The following is a 15892-nucleotide window of genomic DNA, read 5'->3' on the forward strand; positions in this document are numbered from 1 at the left end:
TGGAGCAATGCGTGAGCGTACGACGATAGGCTTTTTGGTGAAACAGATTAATAATATTTATGAAAAAGATTTCAACCGGATGCTGAAGTCGATCGGCATCACTTCCTCACAGTGCGCGGTACTGGATTATTTATTTCACAGCAGCAAGGAAGAGATCACACAGCGTGATATCGAACGGCACTTAAGTCTGAAGAATCCGACGGTGACAGGTCTTTTGAAACGGCTGGATGAGAAGGGATTCATTTTATCCGTGCCCAGTACGACGGATAAACGTTGCAAGAACATTTATCTGACTGAGAAGGCCTACGATATTCAGAAGAAGATGGAGGCAAGCAGGAAGAAGAGTGACAGGCAGCTTACGATGGGAATGACACAGAAAGAAGTACAGGCGCTCAAAAAAGCGCTGGAAAAAGTACTATATAATATTTCTGAACCGTAAATCGGACAGATTCTAAGTGGTAAAGGAGAAAGAGACATGAGTTATGCAGACAAAGTTTTTATAGATATGTGCCGGGACATTATTGATCACGGAACCAGCACGGAAGGGGAGAAGGTTCGTCCGAGATGGGAGGACGGAACACCGGCATACACGATCAAAAAATTCGGTGTTGTGAACCGCTATGACCTGCGTAAGGAATTCCCGGCAATCACGCTCAGAAAGACAGCGATCAAGAGCTGTACCGATGAACTGTTATGGATCTGGCAGAAAAAGTCGAATAATATTCATGATCTAAGCAGCCATATCTGGGACAGTTGGGCGGATGAGGACGGATCCATCGGGAAAGCCTACGGTTATCAGATGAGCGTCAAGCATCAGTATAAAGAAGGAATGATGGATCAGGTGGACCGGGTGATTTACGATCTGAAGAACAATCCGTACAGTCGGAGAATCATGACCAATATCTATGTGCATCAGGATCTTCATGAGATGAATCTTTATCCGTGTGCGTACAGCATGACGTTTAATGTGACGAAGGAAAAAGGAAGTGACAAACTTACCTTGAACGGGATTCTGAATCAGCGTTCTCAGGATGTGCTTGCGGCAAACAATTGGAATGTCTGCCAGTACGCGGTTCTTCTGCATATGCTGGCGCAGGTCTGCGATATGCAGGTTGGAGAGTTCGTACATGTGATTGCGGATGCGCACATTTACGATCGTCATATCCCGCTGATCGAGGAACTGATCACCAGAGAGACGCATCCGGCACCGACGTTCTGGCTGAATCCGGAAATTAAAGATTTCTATGCATTTACAAAAGATGATGTCCGTCTTGATAACTATGTAACGGGACCTCAGATCAAGGATATACCAATCGCTGTGTAGAGGCGAAATACGGGATAAAGGAGAGAAGCAAATATGAAACTGATTGTAGCGGCTGATAGAAATTGGGCCATTGGGAAAAACAATAAATTGATGTGGAGTATTCCGGCTGATATGAAATTCTTCCGTGAGACGACACAGGGAAACGTCGTGATCATGGGAAGAAAGACACTGGAAAGCTTTCCGCAGGGACAGCCCCTGAAGAACAGGGTAAATATTGTGATTACGAGAAATCCGTCCTACAAAGTCAAGGATGCGGTCGTCGTTCACAGTGTGGAGGAAGCAATTGAGGAGAGCAGGAAATATGACGGAGACGTATTTGTGATCGGCGGGGAGAGCATTTACCGGGCAATGCTTCCTTATTGTGATACGGCGCTCGTGACGCGGATCGATTATGCTTACGAAGCCGATACCTGGTTCCCGAATCTGGATGAGGATGAAGAGTGGGAGCTGACAGATGAAGGGGAAGAACAGACCTGTTTTGATCTGGAGTATGCCTTTACCAGATATGAACGCAAATAACAAAAAACATCAAGAAAATATGCAAGAACTATCATTGACAAAGACTGGTAATGGTAAGTATAATAGATTCAATCAGTAAAGAAACAAGCAAGAATATGTGAAATGCAATGACAAGGAGGAGTACATAATTTCCGGATGCTTAGAGAGAAAGCGGTCGGTGTAAGCTTTCGGGATGGAATTATGGAAGTAGCCTTCGAGCAGCGAACCCAACGGGCTGATGCCTCAGTAGACTTCGACGTGATTCCGACGTTACATGGGAACGGTATCGGACAGGAGAAATGTCCCGTACTGACAGAGTGCAGGAACTGCGGTTCCTGAATTTAGGTGGTAACACGGATGATGATTCGCCCTAAGCTAGTAATAGTTTGGGGCGGTTTTTTTGCTTTATAGAACAAAGGAGGTAGTTACATGAAGAAAATTTCGGGGAACAAATTATTGGTAAAAGCGCTGAAAGAAGAAGGAGTAGAGGTCATGTTCGGATATCCGGGCGCCTGCACGATCGATATCAGCGATGAACTTTATAAGCAGAACCATACAAAGGTGATCCTTCCAAGACATGAACAGGCACTGGTTCATGCGGCAGATGCCTATGCGAGATCGACAGGGAAAGTAGGCGTATGTCTTGTAACCAGCGGCCCGGGTGCGACGAATCTGGTAACAGGACTTGCAACAGCCAACTATGACAGTGTTCCTCTGGTATGCTTTACCGGTCAGGTGGCCAGACCTCTGATCGGAAATGATGCCTTTCAGGAAGTTGATATTGTAGGAATCACAAGAAGTATTACCAAATACGGTGTGACGGTAAGCAGGAGAGAGGATCTCGGGCGCATCATCAAAGAAGCGTTTTATATTGCAAGAACAGGACGCCCGGGTCCGGTACTTGTGGATCTCCCGAAAGATGTGATGGCAGAGCTGGGAAGTCCGGAATATCCGCAGACTGTGAATATCCGTGGGTATAAACCGAGCACAGGTGTACATATCGGCCAGCTTAAGAGGGCAATCAAGATGCTCGGTAAAGCAAAACGCCCGCTGCTCCTTGCGGGCGGAGGTGTTAATATTTCCGGAGCCAATGCATGCTTTCGCAAATTTGCTGAGATCACAAATGTTCCGGTGGTGACAACGATTATGGGACGAGGTGCGATTCCGACCGATCACCCGCTCTTTATCGGCAATCTTGGAATGCACGGTTCCTATGCTTCCAATATGGCTGTGGGTGAATGCGATCTCCTTTTCTCCATCGGTACCCGATTTAATGACCGTATTACCGGAAAATTGCATGCATTTGCACCGAACGCGCAGATCGTGCATATTGACATTGATACGGCGTCGATTTCCAGAAATATCAAAGTAGATGTCCCGATTGTCGCCGATGCGAAGGAGGCCATCGAAAAGCTTCTTGAGTATGTGGAACCGGGCGACAATGCGGCATGGTTGGAAAGAATCGGAGAGTGGAAACAGGAGCATCCGCTGAAGATGAAACCAAAATACGGCGTGATGCAGGCTCAGGATATTATCGAAACGATCAATGAAGTATTTAAAGAGGATGATACAATCGTTGTGACGGATGTAGGACAGCATCAGATGTTCACTTCCCAATATTTGGAAGTCAATGAAAAAACAAGAATGTATATGTCAGGCGGACTTGGTACAATGGGATATGGACTGCCTGGTGCAGTCGGCGCACAAATCGGCAATCCGGACAGCACCGTGATTGCAATTTCCGGTGACGGAGGAATGCAGATGAATATTCAGGAATTTGCAACTGCAGTTTTGGAGGAGCTGCCGCTGATCCTTTGTGTATTTAACAACACATATCTGGGAATGGTTCGCCAGTGGCAGAAATTATTCTATGGCAAACGTTATTCCATGACGGATCTCCGCTCCGGTGCGGCGACCAGAAGAGGGGAAGAACCTCCGGTGAAATATACGCCTGATTTTGTGAAACTGGCTGAAAGTTACGGAGCAAAGGGAATCCGTGTAACCCGTCCGGAAGAAATGAAGCCGGCATTTGAAGAAGCAAAGAGAAATCGCGCTCTTAAGGTACCGACACTGATCGAATTCATTCTGGATCCGGAAGATCAGGTCTATCCGATGGTACAGCCGGGCGGAACATTGGAAGAGATGATTCTGGATAATTAAGGAGGAGCAGACATGGATAATACAATGAAGAAAAGATGGATTTCGTTATATGTAGAAAATCAGGTGGGTGTCCTGTCCAAGATTTCCGGCCTGTTTTCGGGAAAATGCTACAATCTGGAGAGCCTGACTGTAGGAAAGACGGAGGATCCGACAATCTCCCGTATGACGATCGAAACGATCAGTGATGAAGAAACATACGAACAGATCAAGAAACAGCTGAACCGAATGGTAGAGGTGATCAAAGTCATTGATTTCACGGAGATTTCTGTAGTCATGCAGGAGCTTATGTTTGTCAAAGTAAAGAACTGCACGCCGGAAGATAAAACGGAACTGTTCCAGATTGCACAAACCTATCAGGCAAAGGTACGCGATTACGGAAAAGACAGTGTGCTTTTGGAATTTGTTCACACGGCGCACAAAAACAGTGCGATCATTCAGTTCCTTCGTTCGGAGTTCCAGTCAATCGAAGTGGTAAGAGGCGGAACTGTGGGAATCGAAGCGATTACCATGCCGAAGAGATAGGAAAACAGATCAAAACAAAAAAACAGAGCGCACTCTTGAATTTTAGGCGGAGTCGTATTATAATGAAGTTTAGATTTCGAGAGTGTGAAATCCATAGCATTAAATAAGTAAAAATAATAAAAATACAACTGCCGAAGGACAGCGGAATGGAGGAATTACAATGGAAAAGAAACAGATTGACTGGTCAAATCTCGGGTTTGGATACGTACAGACTGACATGCGTTATGTTTCTAATTTTAAGGACGGCAAGTGGGATGAAGGTGAACTTACACCGGATGCGAATGTAGTGTTGAATGAGTGCGCAGGAGTGCTTCAGTATGCACAGACTGTATTTGAAGGCCTGAAGGCGTATACAACAGAAGATGGACATATTGTAATGTTTCGTCCGGATCTGAATGCAAAACGTATGGCAGATTCCGCAAGAAGACTGGAAATGCCGGTTTTCCCGGAAGACAGATTTATTGAGGCAGTTGCACAGACTGTAAAGGCAAATGCAGCTTATGTACCTCCGTATGGTTCAGGAGCAACCTTATATGTACGTCCGTATATGTTCGGAACCAATCCGGTTATCGGTGTAAAGCCGGCGGATGAATATCAGTTCCGTGTATTTACAACACCGGTAGGTCCGTATTTCAAAGGCGGTGCAAAGCCGATTACGATCAAGGTTTCCGATTTTGACCGTGCAGCACCGCACGGAACAGGACACATCAAAGCCGGATTGAATTATGCGATGAGCCTTCATGCAATCGTGACCGCTCATGAAGAAGGATTTGCAGAGAATATGTATCTGGACGCTGCGACCAGAACGAAAGTGGAAGAGACCGGCGGAGCAAACTTTATCTTTGTAACAAAGGACAATAAAGTCGTTACACCGAAGTCAGACAGTATCCTGCCGTCTATCACAAGACGTTCGATCCTGCATGTGGCAAAAGAATATCTCGGACTGGAAGTAGAAGAGAGAGAAGTATTCTTTGACGAAGTGAAAGATTTCGCAGAATGCGGACTCTGCGGAACCGCAGCAGTTATCTCACCGGTAGGCAAGATCGTGGATCACGGCAAAGAGATCTGCTTCCCGAGCGGAATGGACGAGATGGGACCTGTTACCAAGAAGCTGTATGAAACCCTGACCGGAATTCAGATGGGACATCTGGAAGCACCGGAAGGATGGATCAAGGTGGTTGAATAATGGATCAGAATGCAAAAAAGAGAAATGAACTGCTGGCACAGCAGATGATAAAAGCACTGGAATCCCGCAATATGGAAGCTTATTATGCGGAAAATAAAGAAGAAGCGCTTTGTAAGGCTCTGGAGCTCATGCCGGAAGGAAGCTCTGTTGCATGGGGCGGTTCCATGAGTGTAAAGGAAATCGGTCTTATCAAGGCTGTTCATGAAAGAAATTACGAAGTCTATGACCGGGATCTGGCAAAGACTCCGGAAGAAAGAACCGAGATTACCAAAAAGGCATTTTTCAGCGATTTCTTCCTGGCAAGCTCCAATGCGATCACGGAAGACGGAATCCTGGTCAATATTGACGGACATGCCAACCGTGTAGCTGCCATTGCATACGGACCGAAGAATGTACTTATGATCATCGGAATGAATAAGGTCGTGCGTTCCGAGGAAGATGCCAGAGCGCGCGCAAAACATATTGCGGCGCCGGTCAACGCACAGCGTTTCGGAAAGACACCTTGTACCGTTACCGGACAATGCTCCGACTGCAAGTCTCCGGGATGCATCTGCTGTCAGACGATGATTACCAGATTCAGTCAGATTCCGAAGAGAATCAAGATCATTCTGGTCAATGAAGAACTTGGATTCTAGGATTTTCAGATGGAAAAGATCAGAAAACAGTATACATTTACCGGACATGTACAGGGAGTCGGTTTCCGGTACAGCGCCCAGTATCTTGCGCAGGCGATCGGCGTGACCGGCTGGGTGAAAAATGAATGGGACGGCACCGTGGTAATGGAAGCGCAGGGAACGAGAGAACAGCTTGATCTTCTGGTGCAGAAGCTCAGAACACGGAATTTTATCCGGATCGATTATGCGGCGGAGTTGGAAATTCCGTTGGTGGAAGAACTGGGATTTCATGTGAGATGATAATATAGTGAGATGAAAGAGAGCACTTTGTATGGGAAACATACAGAGTGCTTTTTTTCTTTTAATGGTGTAATAGGGATGAAAAATGAAAGAATGTTTAGACTCAGTTTAGTTTTTCCGGCTATTATTATATAATCATAACAGAATATTTGAGGAGGCAGAAAATGGTTCATATACTTGTTGTCGACGATGATAAGAATACGCGTCGTTTATATAAAGCGGTACTGGAAAGTGAGAATTATACGGTGTACACGGCTGAGAATGGGGAGGAAGCGCTGGGATTGATGGATCGGGAGCACATTGATCTTGTTGTACTGGATGTCATGATGCCGAAAATGGACGGATATGAGTTTACTAAAGTACTCAGGGAATCACAGAATACGCTTCCGATCCTGATGGTTTCTGCGAAGCATCTTCCGGAAGACAAAAAGAAAGAATATCTGGATATTATAGAGGAGGAGGCACTGCGCCTTTCGGCGATGACAACCAATGTCATGAACATGACAAAGGTGGAGAATCAGACGATTCTGACTGATATTACCAAATTCAATCTGTCCGAGCAGATTCGTTCCAGCGTTCTGCTCCTTGAGAATGCATGGACGAAGGAGAGAATTACCAGATTTTTATTGCGAATGAAGGACCGGAGATACCGCCGGAAAGTCAGAAGAAGATATTTGACAAACTTTATCAGGCTGATGAATCACATTCTTCCGAAGGAAACGGGATCGGGCTTGCGATCGTGAAGCGCGTGGTCGAGCTGCATTATGGTGATATCGATGCAGAATGCAGAAACGGGATCACAACCTTCTATGTGGAACTTCCGAAAGACGCCAGGTAGTGATATGCGTTTGTGAAATTTTTGTGAAATGGCAATTGAGTTTCGTTTCAGTTTAGATTTCTCCGATATGATGAGTGGAAGATTCGGAAGAATTGATATTTATCTTGAAATTTACGAAAGGACATAAAGGATGTTTGAAAATCAATATATAGACTATGCTGCAGATATGACGATTCTTCTTACTTACTATAAATGCAAGGATGACTGGAAAGACGAAGCAAAAAAGATGGAAGCAGCGTATGGTACGATGCTGGAAAAGCATGTTGGGCGGCGGAGTCGCAACCCGCCTGATCGAGAGAAATACGACCCTTCCGACCAGATATTCCAGAGTGTTCTCGATGGCAGCGCCGTATCAGCGAGATGTGGAAATCCGTGTTCTTCAGGGGGAAAGGCCGATGGCAAAAGACAATAAGAAGATCGGAGATTTCAGACTCAAGGGAATCCGGAAAGCACCGGCGGGTGTTCCGCAGATCGAAGTAACCTTTGACATAGATGCAAACGGAATTCTGAAAGTTTCAGCCAAAGATCTGGATACAGGGAAGGAACAGTCGATCACGATCACAGCGGATGACCGTATGTCAGATGCAGAAATTGAACAGGCAATGCGGGATGCGGCAGAATATGCAGGACAGGATAATCTGAGGCGAGAAGCTTTGGAATTGTCAAGTGAAGCAAATCAGATCGTCATCCAGGCACAGAAGAAATTAAAAGAAGAAGGAAAGCAGATGGACAAAGCTGTCAAGAAGCAGCTGAAGAGTGCAAATGCGGCGCTCCAGAAATGTCTGTCCAGGCTCCGCGTAGATAAAGTAACACAGGAAGATATCAATAAACTGAAATGTGCAAAAGAAGAGGTTGAAAGACTGCTTTAATACAAACAGGACGACAGGCGCCATCAACGCTTATCGTCCTGTTTTTTCTGCGTGCCGCTAATTAGATGCTTATAAAAGGCACGCTGAAATTTATCCCTGATTAAATCGTGAAAGGAATTGTCTGGTCCGTTCTTCTTTCGGATTTTCAAACACTTCCTTCGGATCACCCTGTTCTACAATATATCCGTCATCCATGAAAATGACCTGATGTGCGACATCCCTTGCAAAGGCCATTTCATGAGTTACGATTACCATTGTGGTTTCTTTGTCGGCGAGTTCTTTGATTACCTTCAGCACTTCACCGGTCAGTTCCGGATCCAGTGCGGAAGTGGGCTCATCAAAACAAAGAATATCCGGTTTCAGCGCAAGAGCACGGGCGATTGCGACCCTCTGACACTGACCGCCTGAAAGCTGGTGCGGATAATTGTTCATCCTGTTTGAAAGTCCCATCTGTGCAAGAAGATCTTCCGCCAGCAGGCGGATCTCGTCGTGGATCTCCTTTTTGCGTGACTTGTAATCCGGCTGTTCTTTGGCAAGGAGTTCCTTCGCCAGCATGACATTTTCCAGAGCAGTATACTGCGGAAACAGGTTAAATGACTGGAAGACGAGACCGAAATGCAGACGTTTCTTCCGAACAGAGGATTCCTGCCAGGTCGAAGGATCTGCGGAATCAAAAAGCGTTTCACCATTTACGCGGATGACGCCTTCATCCGGTTTTTCCAGAAAATTGAGACAGCGCAAAAGAGTCGTCTTACCGCTTCCGGAAGAACCGATGATGGATACGACTTTCCCTTTTTCGAGAGAGAAACTGATATCCTTCAGAACTTCTGTATGATTAAACGTTTTACCAATGTGTTCTACTTCTAAGATTGCCATTGTTTTCTTTCTCCTTTATCTGAAATAATCCAGCTTTTTCTCTAAGCGGCCCAACAGTACCGTTACAATACCGTTGAATATAAGGTAATAAACAGCTGTAAAGAACAGCGGCCAGATCTGACCGGAAATACCGTGGGATCCTTTCATGAACGCCTGACCGGCCCAGATGATCTCCTGCAGTGCGATAATGCGGGCAAGAGAAGTATCTTTGACAAGGGTGATGATCTCATTGGACATCGGAGGAACGATACGTTTGATCATCTGGAGAAGCGTTACTTTGAAGAAAATCTGACTTTTTGTCATACCAAGTACCAGTCCGGCTTCTTCCTGACCTACCGGAACACCCTGGATCCCGCCGCGGTAGATTTCTGAAAAATAGCATGCATAGTTGATAATGAACGCAACGGAAGCTGCCAGGAAACGTCCTCCTTCACCGCCGCCCCAGATAGGATTGTGAAGGACCAGCCCCGGAAAGTAAAAGATAATGAGAAGCTGGATCATCAGAGGAGTACCACGGATAATCCAGACGAAAAGCTTGGTCAAATAGCTAAGTGGTTTAAAACGTGACATGGAACCGAAGGCGATGATAAGTCCGAGCGGAAATGCGCCGATCAGTGTCACAAAGAAAAGTTTTAATGTTTGTAAAAAGCCGACATTCAAAGCGTTGATGACAATCGGCATCTGTTCCATAATCTGATTCATAGGGATACCCTGCTTTCTCCAAAAATAGATTGTATTTTACGCATTATGATACGTAAGTGGAATGTAAATGAATAGAGAGCGGAGGAACCGCTCTCTATCCGGAAAATCATTACTGTTCAATAAGTGCTGCCTGAACACCGTATTTCTCAGCACATTCCATCATGCTGCCATCCGCATAGCTGGATGAGAAGAAATCGTTCAGAGCCTTGGCAAGGTCAGAACCCTTACGGAATCCAACGCCGTATTCTTCGCTGTTCAGTCCGAATGTGTAGGCCAGGTTCTCATATCCGGTTCCCTCACCGACCATGGCAGCTGCCATCAGAGAGTCGATCACGGCAGCATCTGATGTTCCTGCAGCAACTTCCATCAGTGCGTCAGCCTGAGATTTTACGGATGTGTAATTGATTCCAAGGTCGCTGATTGCGGCTTCGCCGGCACTTCCTGATTCTACTGCGAACGTAAGTCCGGAAATACTGTCTGCATCCTGATACTGGTCTTTCTTGTCAGCTGGAACAATGACAACCTGTGCATTGTTGCAGTAAGCGTTGGAACATTCCATAGAACTTGTTACTTCATCTGTAAGAGTCATACCGTTCCATACACAATCGATCGTCTTTCCGTCAAGCTCCATGATCTTGTTATCCCAGTCGATCTCGACGAATTCAACATCAACACCCAGGCTTTCTGCAAAAGCTTTTGCCATATCAGCATCGAAACCGATCCATTCATCGTTCTCATCTTTATAGTCCATCGGCTCGAAATCGGTGATACCAACAACCAGAGTTCCTTTTTCTTTCACATATTCCATATCGGTCTGTTCACTGGAAGTATTTTCTGTCTTTGTTTCCTTATTTTCCTCTGTCTTCGATCCGGAACCGCCGCAAGCTGCAAGCGAAAGAATCATGGCAAGAGTAAGGCCCATTGAAATTAACTTTTTCATGCTTAATTCTCTCCTTATATTAAATATGTAATGCGATTTACTTCACAATATTATCAATTTACTAAAGTAAAGTCAAGCGAAAAACGAATAAAAGTAAAGAAAGTGAGCCAATTCGGCAGATCGAGTCGTGTTTGCTTAAAAGGCAGGGTTGAAATCCATAGGTTTCAACATTATAATGGGAATAGAAATTACATTGAGGAAATGGAGGCAGAATATGACGAAGGAAAGGATAGAAAACTGGCTGGGGAACCGCATGAAGGATCATCCGGGCAATGTGATTTCGGCAGATTTTGCTATCAGGCCAGAGCTTGTAGGGGTTCACTTTTTTGATGAGCCGTTGGTGGGAATCGGAAGTGCAGAGGATCCTCTGTTTGATGAGTATAAAAAAGAGGGTGTGATCGGACCGTGGCATCTCAGTCCAAAAGAATGGATGCCGGAAGCCAATACAGTGGTTTCTGTTTTTTTCCCGTTTACAGAAGAAGTGCGAAGAAGCAACCGGGAGACGGAAGGAGAGCCCTCAGCTGAATGGCTTCATGGAAGGATCGAAGGGCAGGCCTTTCTGGCTGATACAATGCGTGAGCTGGCTGCATGGATGAACGAACAGAATGTGCCAACTCTTGTACCGGCGCAGGACGAGCGGTTCCAAAGTGTTATGGGAGGCCAGGGAATTACCGGATACGAGAATATCAATGAGAAGACCTACGGAAGCAGATGGTCGGAACGACATGCGGCTTATGTGTGTGGTCTGGGAACGTTCGGGCTTTCCAAAGGGATCATTACAGAAAAAGGAATGGCAGGGCGCTTCGGCAGTCTGGTTACGGTGATGGAGGCGGAGCCGGATGTGCGGAAGTATTCCGGACTTTATGATTACTGCATTTTCTGCGGTGCATGTATCAGGCGCTGTCCGGTGCAGGCGATCTCCTTCGAAGAAGGAAAGAAGCATCCGCTGTGTCATCAGAAACTGATGCAGACGAAGAGAGATTTTGCCCCGCGCCTTGGCTGCGGAAAATGCCAGACCGGTGTACCCTGCGAGAGCAGGATACCGGAAAAGAAAACGGTGGATTCGAGGTTATACATATGAAAATTGGAATTTTTGATTCGGGAATCGGCGGATTATCCGTTCTTCACCGCGCGATGAAAATGATGCCGAACGTGAGTTTTGTCTATTATGCGGACACCGAGCATGTGCCATACGGAGAAAAGACGGTGCAGCAGATTCGGGAATTTGACGAACATAATCTGAATTTCCTGATCGATCAGGGGGTAGATGCGGTCGTGATCGCCTGCAATACAGCTACGAGTGTTGCCACGAAGGAATTTCGCGCCGGCTTTCCGGTGCCAATCGTGGGGATGGAACCGGCGGTCAAGAAAGCAGTGGAGCAGTATTGTGACACCGGGAAACGGATCCTTGTGGCGGCAACACCGATTACGATTGCCTCGGATAAGCTTCATAATCTCCTTGAGCGGGTGGATAAGGAGCATGATGTAGATCTGCTCCCGCTTCCGAAATTGGTGCGATTCGCGGAAAAAGGTGATTTTACATCCGGAGGGATCGAAGCATATCTATGCGAAGAACTTTCCGAATTCGACCTGGAAGATTATGCGGCAGTCGTACTGGGCTGTACCCATTTTAATTATTTTAAACAGAACTTTCGAAATGTTTTCCCGGAAGAGATTCATTTCGTGGACGGTAATGAAGGGACGCTCCGGCAGCTTCTTCGCGTTCTGCCGGGGGATCTGACCGATCAAAAGGAAGAAAACTCGGCTTCTGTACAATACTTTTTTTCGGGAGTACCGGCAGACGACGCGCAGATAGAATTGGTGGAACGCTGCATGAAACGCCTGGATGAGATGTACGACATAGTATAGACATTTCCCCTGGTCGATCCGCATAGAATGTGATGAAGGCGCAGCAGGAGATCATGCATGGGAAAACAGAAAATTTCGCCGAAAGGATTTGTGATAACAACCGCAGTAGCAGCCTGTATTCTTGGAACCGCATATTGGAGTGAGCAAACCGTAAACGTAGGAGGAAACACCGGTCATGCAGCAGAAAGTCTGGTACAGGATACCTTTACGGCCTATCTTCTTGAAGAGGAACCCGAAGAAAATGCAGAAGAAAACGGGGATGAAAAGGATTACATCAAGTGGGTGGAATTTCATGTGACATCAGAGGCAATGAAGCAGGCATATCAATATGATTTGGATACATATGACGGCGATGTTCACCTGAACTGGGTCGATCTTCTTGCATACCTGGGAGCAAAATACGGGGGAGATTTCTCCCGCTACCGAAGCTCGGATCTTGCCGAAACGGCTGAAAAGCTGCAGATGGGTGAGTTATCGGTGAAAGAACTGGAAGACACGATGGAGTACTTTGCATATTACCGTGAAGCTTATGGGGCGGTTCTGGACGGGATGGTGGGAGAGTACCGTCTGGAACAGTCCGATGGGAGTATGAAAAGTTTTTATGGGCTCAAGGCATTTAACCCGATCGCGAAAGGATTTCCATATTCGGATTATGACGATTTCGGAGTTTCCAGAAGCTACGGATACCGCAGAAATCATCTGGGACATGATATGATGGGACAGGTGGGGACACCGGTTATAGCAGTAGAATCCGGCGTGATTTCAGCGCTCGGATGGAACCAGTATGGCGGCTGGAGGATCGGAATCGACAGTTTTGATAAAAAGAGATATTACTATTACGCACATCTAAGGCAGAACCGTCCGTATGCCGAAGGGCTGAAAGAAGGAGATGTGGTGCAGGCGGGGGATGTGATCGGCTATCTCGGCCGCACCGGATACAGCTCGGAAGAAAATGTCAACAATATTGATGAATATCATCTTCATTTTGGGCTGCAGCTTATTTTTGACGAATCACAGAGAGAAGGAAATCATGAGATCTGGGTCAGCGGATATGAACTTGTGCGGTTCCTCTCCATGAACCGCTCGGAAGCGGTCAGAAATGACGCGACAAAAGAATGGACGAGAAAATATGCTTTCGTTGATCCGGCTGCAGAAGCGTATCTGAAGGAGAATCAGAAGACACATAGTGAATAAATATTAAGAGGTGCAGGGGTTATCCCTGCACCTCTTGAATTCCGGAAATATCCGAATCAATCATCATGGAATAGTTGGTATAATACACCACGAATCCCGGTTTACTTCCATTTGGTTTTTTGACATGTTTTTTCTCCACATAGTCGATCTCCACCTTTTCGGATTTCGCATTCTTGGAGTAATGGGCAGCCAGGCGGGCCGCCTCCTCGAAAGTGCGGTCCGGCATTTCGTCTCCGCCGGTCTTTACGATAACGTGGGAGCCGGGCGCTCCTTTGGCGTGGAACCACCAGTCGTTCCCTGTGGCAAAGTGGAAAGTCAGTTCATCGTTCTGGAGATTATTCTTCCCGACATACATGTGATAGCCGTCCGAAGAAATATAGTGGAGTGGCTTACTGGTGATCTTGACTTTCTTTTTGGTAAATTTGCGCCGGATGTATCCGGTAGAGACCAGCTCTTCCTTGAGCTGCGTCAGGTCGTCCTCCCCGCGTGCCATTTCCAGTGCATTTACGATGGATTCCAGATAGGTGATCTCGTCGTGAGTCTCCTGAATCAGACCGGTCAGTGCTTCATAGGTCCTCTTCTGCTTGTTGTATTTCTCAAAATAGCGGGCTGCATTTTCCTGTGGAGTTTTCTGCGGATCCAGCGGAATCGTAACCATTTCATTGGTGTAATAGTTGAGCGCTTCCAGCTTCTTAGCGCCTTCCTTCAAATTGTAGCCGTAGGTATGGATCAGTTCCCCGTAAACTTTGAATTTGTCCCGGTTCTGTGTGTCCCGTAACTGGCGCTGCTGCAGAACGTATTTCTTCCGGTTCCGTTCCAGAGCCGTCTGGACCACGCGCCTTAGATCCGACGATTTCTGGCGGATCCGGGTGATCGTGTCGCGGGAAGCATAATAGGTCCGTATCACCTCGGAAATAGAGTCGAAGGTCCGGACACGGTAATTTTCCAGATGAGTAAGCGGGATGGATGAAAATTCCACCGGGTCATCTCCTTCATAATAAATCTGAGGGGAGAAATCTCCGTTTGCCACCTGCTCGAAGAAATAGGTGAACTGACGGTACAGATGTGCCAGCACATCCTCGGAGAGTTCCCGTGGTGGGAGCGCAGAGTCAACACCCGCAAGATGGCAGATCTCCTCGGCAGCGACCGGGCTGACGCCGGTAAAACTGTTATAGATCGCCTTTGCGAGAGGCATCGGTTTGGAAATAAGTCCGTCACGGAACACCGATTCCGTTACATCCAGCGGATCCAGCTTGCTCATCGTGTCAGGGATAAAATAGTCTCTTCCGGGAAGGACTTCACGCACAGAACTCATCTGGGCGGAGACATGCTTGATACTGTCCAGGATCATGCCCTTGTCATTACAGAAAATGATGTTGCTGTGTTTGCCCATGATTTCTACGATCAGCGTCTTCCTGCAAAGGTCACCCATCTCATCCAGATGCTCAATATCGAAATGGATGATCCGTTCCAGCTTCGGCTGACTGATCGACACGATCCTTCCGTTTCCTACATATTTTCTGAGCAGCATACAGAAATTCGGTGCCGTCATGGGACTTGGTTTATTTTCTTCCGTCAGATAGATCAGAGGAAGGGAGGCGCTTGCGGAAATGCAGAGCCTTTTCTGTCCTTTCGGAGTCTTGATTGTGAGCAGAAGCTCGTCGGTTTCCGGCTGGGCGATTTTATAGATTCTTCCGTCTAAAATGGTTTGATTCAGTTCTTTTACTATATTTGCGATTGTAATGCCGTCAAAAGCCATAGTTACACCTCGTTTTGAAGTTTTAAAGGATCATAAGGTAAAGACCGGTGCGGGTGGAAAATGAACCGCCCGGATTATGACCCTTGTACCATCATACCATGCTCCCGCGTGATTTGCAAATGTACGGGGAACGGTTCTGCATAGTTATAAAGAAACTCGGATGAGCGGCTGAACTGACTTAGAAAGGTTGACATGCCAAAGGGGAAAGGGCTATAATATAACGTAGCAAAATTTGGTCGCA

At 46.5% G+C, this 15892-nt stretch carries 17 protein-coding genes, 2 pseudogenes and 1 other annotated feature; of the genes and pseudogenes, 15 read left to right on the forward strand and 4 right to left on the reverse strand.

What is annotated here, in order from left to right:
- Positions 1-7 precede the first annotated feature (7 nt).
- The 12 genes and pseudogenes from ACTNB3_RS05320 (at position 8) to ACTNB3_RS05375 (ending at position 8311) form a co-directional block, all read left to right on the forward strand.
- Positions 8-439: a MarR family winged helix-turn-helix transcriptional regulator gene (locus tag ACTNB3_RS05320; RefSeq protein ID WP_427807154.1), complete on the forward strand. Its 432-nt coding sequence runs from the start codon at positions 8-10 to the stop codon at positions 437-439.
- Between the two features lie 36 nt (positions 440-475).
- A complete protein-coding gene (thyA, locus tag ACTNB3_RS05325) occupies positions 476-1324 on the forward strand; it encodes a thymidylate synthase (RefSeq protein ID WP_427807155.1) in 849 nt (282 codons plus the stop codon).
- A gap of 33 nt (positions 1325-1357) precedes the next feature.
- Positions 1358-1843, forward strand: coding sequence for a dihydrofolate reductase (locus tag ACTNB3_RS05330; RefSeq protein WP_427819869.1), 486 nt, complete (start codon positions 1358-1360; stop codon positions 1841-1843).
- 98 nt (positions 1844-1941) lie between these two features.
- Positions 1942-2198, forward strand: a binding site (T-box leader).
- A 53-nt stretch (positions 2199-2251) separates the two neighbouring features.
- Positions 2252-3982 carry a biosynthetic-type acetolactate synthase large subunit gene (gene ilvB, locus ACTNB3_RS05335; RefSeq protein ID WP_441017759.1) on the forward strand — a complete coding sequence of 577 codons (1731 nt, stop codon included), beginning with the start codon at positions 2252-2254 and terminating at the stop codon, positions 3980-3982.
- 12 nt (positions 3983-3994) lie between these two features.
- Positions 3995-4504, forward strand: a complete 510-nt coding sequence (gene ilvN, locus ACTNB3_RS05340; protein WP_427807158.1) for an acetolactate synthase small subunit — start codon at positions 3995-3997, stop codon at positions 4502-4504.
- A gap of 160 nt (positions 4505-4664) precedes the next feature.
- Positions 4665-5690, forward strand: a complete 1026-nt coding sequence (locus ACTNB3_RS05345) for a branched-chain amino acid aminotransferase (RefSeq protein WP_441024714.1) — start codon at positions 4665-4667, stop codon at positions 5688-5690.
- Entirely contained in the window at positions 5690-6325 is a 636-nt protein-coding gene (locus ACTNB3_RS05350) for a lactate utilization protein (RefSeq protein WP_441024715.1), read from the forward strand. The genes ACTNB3_RS05345 and ACTNB3_RS05350 overlap by 1 nt, the downstream gene beginning before the upstream one ends.
- 9 nt (positions 6326-6334) lie before the next feature.
- A complete protein-coding gene (locus ACTNB3_RS05355) occupies positions 6335-6604 on the forward strand; it encodes an acylphosphatase (protein ID WP_427807161.1) in 270 nt (89 codons plus the stop codon).
- Between the two features lie 164 nt (positions 6605-6768).
- Entirely contained in the window at positions 6769-7347 is a 579-nt protein-coding gene (locus ACTNB3_RS05360) for a response regulator (protein ID WP_441024716.1), read from the forward strand.
- Positions 7269-7442, forward strand: a pseudogene (locus ACTNB3_RS05365) (sensor histidine kinase); the annotation flags it as partial. The gene ACTNB3_RS05360 and the pseudogene ACTNB3_RS05365, both read left to right, overlap by 79 nt.
- Before the next feature lie 166 nt (positions 7443-7608).
- Positions 7609-7674 (forward strand): annotated as a pseudogene (locus ACTNB3_RS05370) (hypothetical protein); the annotation flags it as partial.
- Positions 7675-7681: 7 nt separating this feature from the next.
- Complete coding sequence (locus ACTNB3_RS05375; protein WP_441024717.1) at positions 7682-8311, forward strand: Hsp70 family protein; 630 nt, start codon at positions 7682-7684, stop codon at positions 8309-8311.
- Between the two features lie 90 nt (positions 8312-8401).
- Here ACTNB3_RS05375 and ACTNB3_RS05380 read toward each other — a convergent pair whose 3' ends face one another.
- From ACTNB3_RS05380 to ACTNB3_RS05390, 3 genes are all read right to left on the reverse strand, one after another.
- Positions 8402-9187, reverse strand: a complete 786-nt coding sequence (locus tag ACTNB3_RS05380; RefSeq protein ID WP_427807165.1) for an amino acid ABC transporter ATP-binding protein — start codon at positions 9185-9187, stop codon at positions 8402-8404.
- 15 nt (positions 9188-9202) lie between these two features.
- Positions 9203-9889, reverse strand: a complete 687-nt coding sequence (locus ACTNB3_RS05385; protein ID WP_427807167.1) for an amino acid ABC transporter permease — start codon at positions 9887-9889, stop codon at positions 9203-9205.
- A gap of 109 nt (positions 9890-9998) precedes the next feature.
- Positions 9999-10829, reverse strand: coding sequence for a transporter substrate-binding domain-containing protein (locus tag ACTNB3_RS05390; protein WP_427807168.1), 831 nt, complete (start codon positions 10827-10829; stop codon positions 9999-10001).
- Positions 10830-11043: 214 nt separating this feature from the next.
- On the opposite strand from ACTNB3_RS05390, the gene ACTNB3_RS05395 reads away from it, so the two are divergent.
- From ACTNB3_RS05395 to ACTNB3_RS05405, 3 genes are read left to right on the forward strand one after another with little or no spacing between them, the layout of a single operon-like run.
- Positions 11044-11910, forward strand: coding sequence for a 4Fe-4S binding protein (locus ACTNB3_RS05395; protein ID WP_427807170.1), 867 nt, complete (start codon positions 11044-11046; stop codon positions 11908-11910).
- Positions 11907-12698: a glutamate racemase gene (murI, locus tag ACTNB3_RS05400; RefSeq protein ID WP_441024718.1), complete on the forward strand. Its 792-nt coding sequence runs from the start codon at positions 11907-11909 to the stop codon at positions 12696-12698. Before ACTNB3_RS05395 ends, murI begins: the two co-directional genes overlap by 4 nt.
- A 57-nt stretch (positions 12699-12755) precedes the next feature.
- A complete protein-coding gene (locus ACTNB3_RS05405; RefSeq protein WP_441024719.1) occupies positions 12756-13892 on the forward strand; it encodes a M23 family metallopeptidase in 1137 nt (378 codons plus the stop codon).
- A 19-nt stretch (positions 13893-13911) separates the two neighbouring features.
- Here ACTNB3_RS05405 and ACTNB3_RS05410 read toward each other — a convergent pair whose 3' ends face one another.
- Positions 13912-15651, reverse strand: coding sequence for an Rqc2 family fibronectin-binding protein (locus tag ACTNB3_RS05410; RefSeq protein WP_441024720.1), 1740 nt, complete (start codon positions 15649-15651; stop codon positions 13912-13914).
- Positions 15652-15892 lie beyond the last annotated feature (241 nt).

This window comes from Bariatricus sp. HCP28S3_D3, assembly GCF_052065755.1.
GTDB lineage: Bacteria > Bacillota > Clostridia > Lachnospirales > Lachnospiraceae > Allocoprococcus.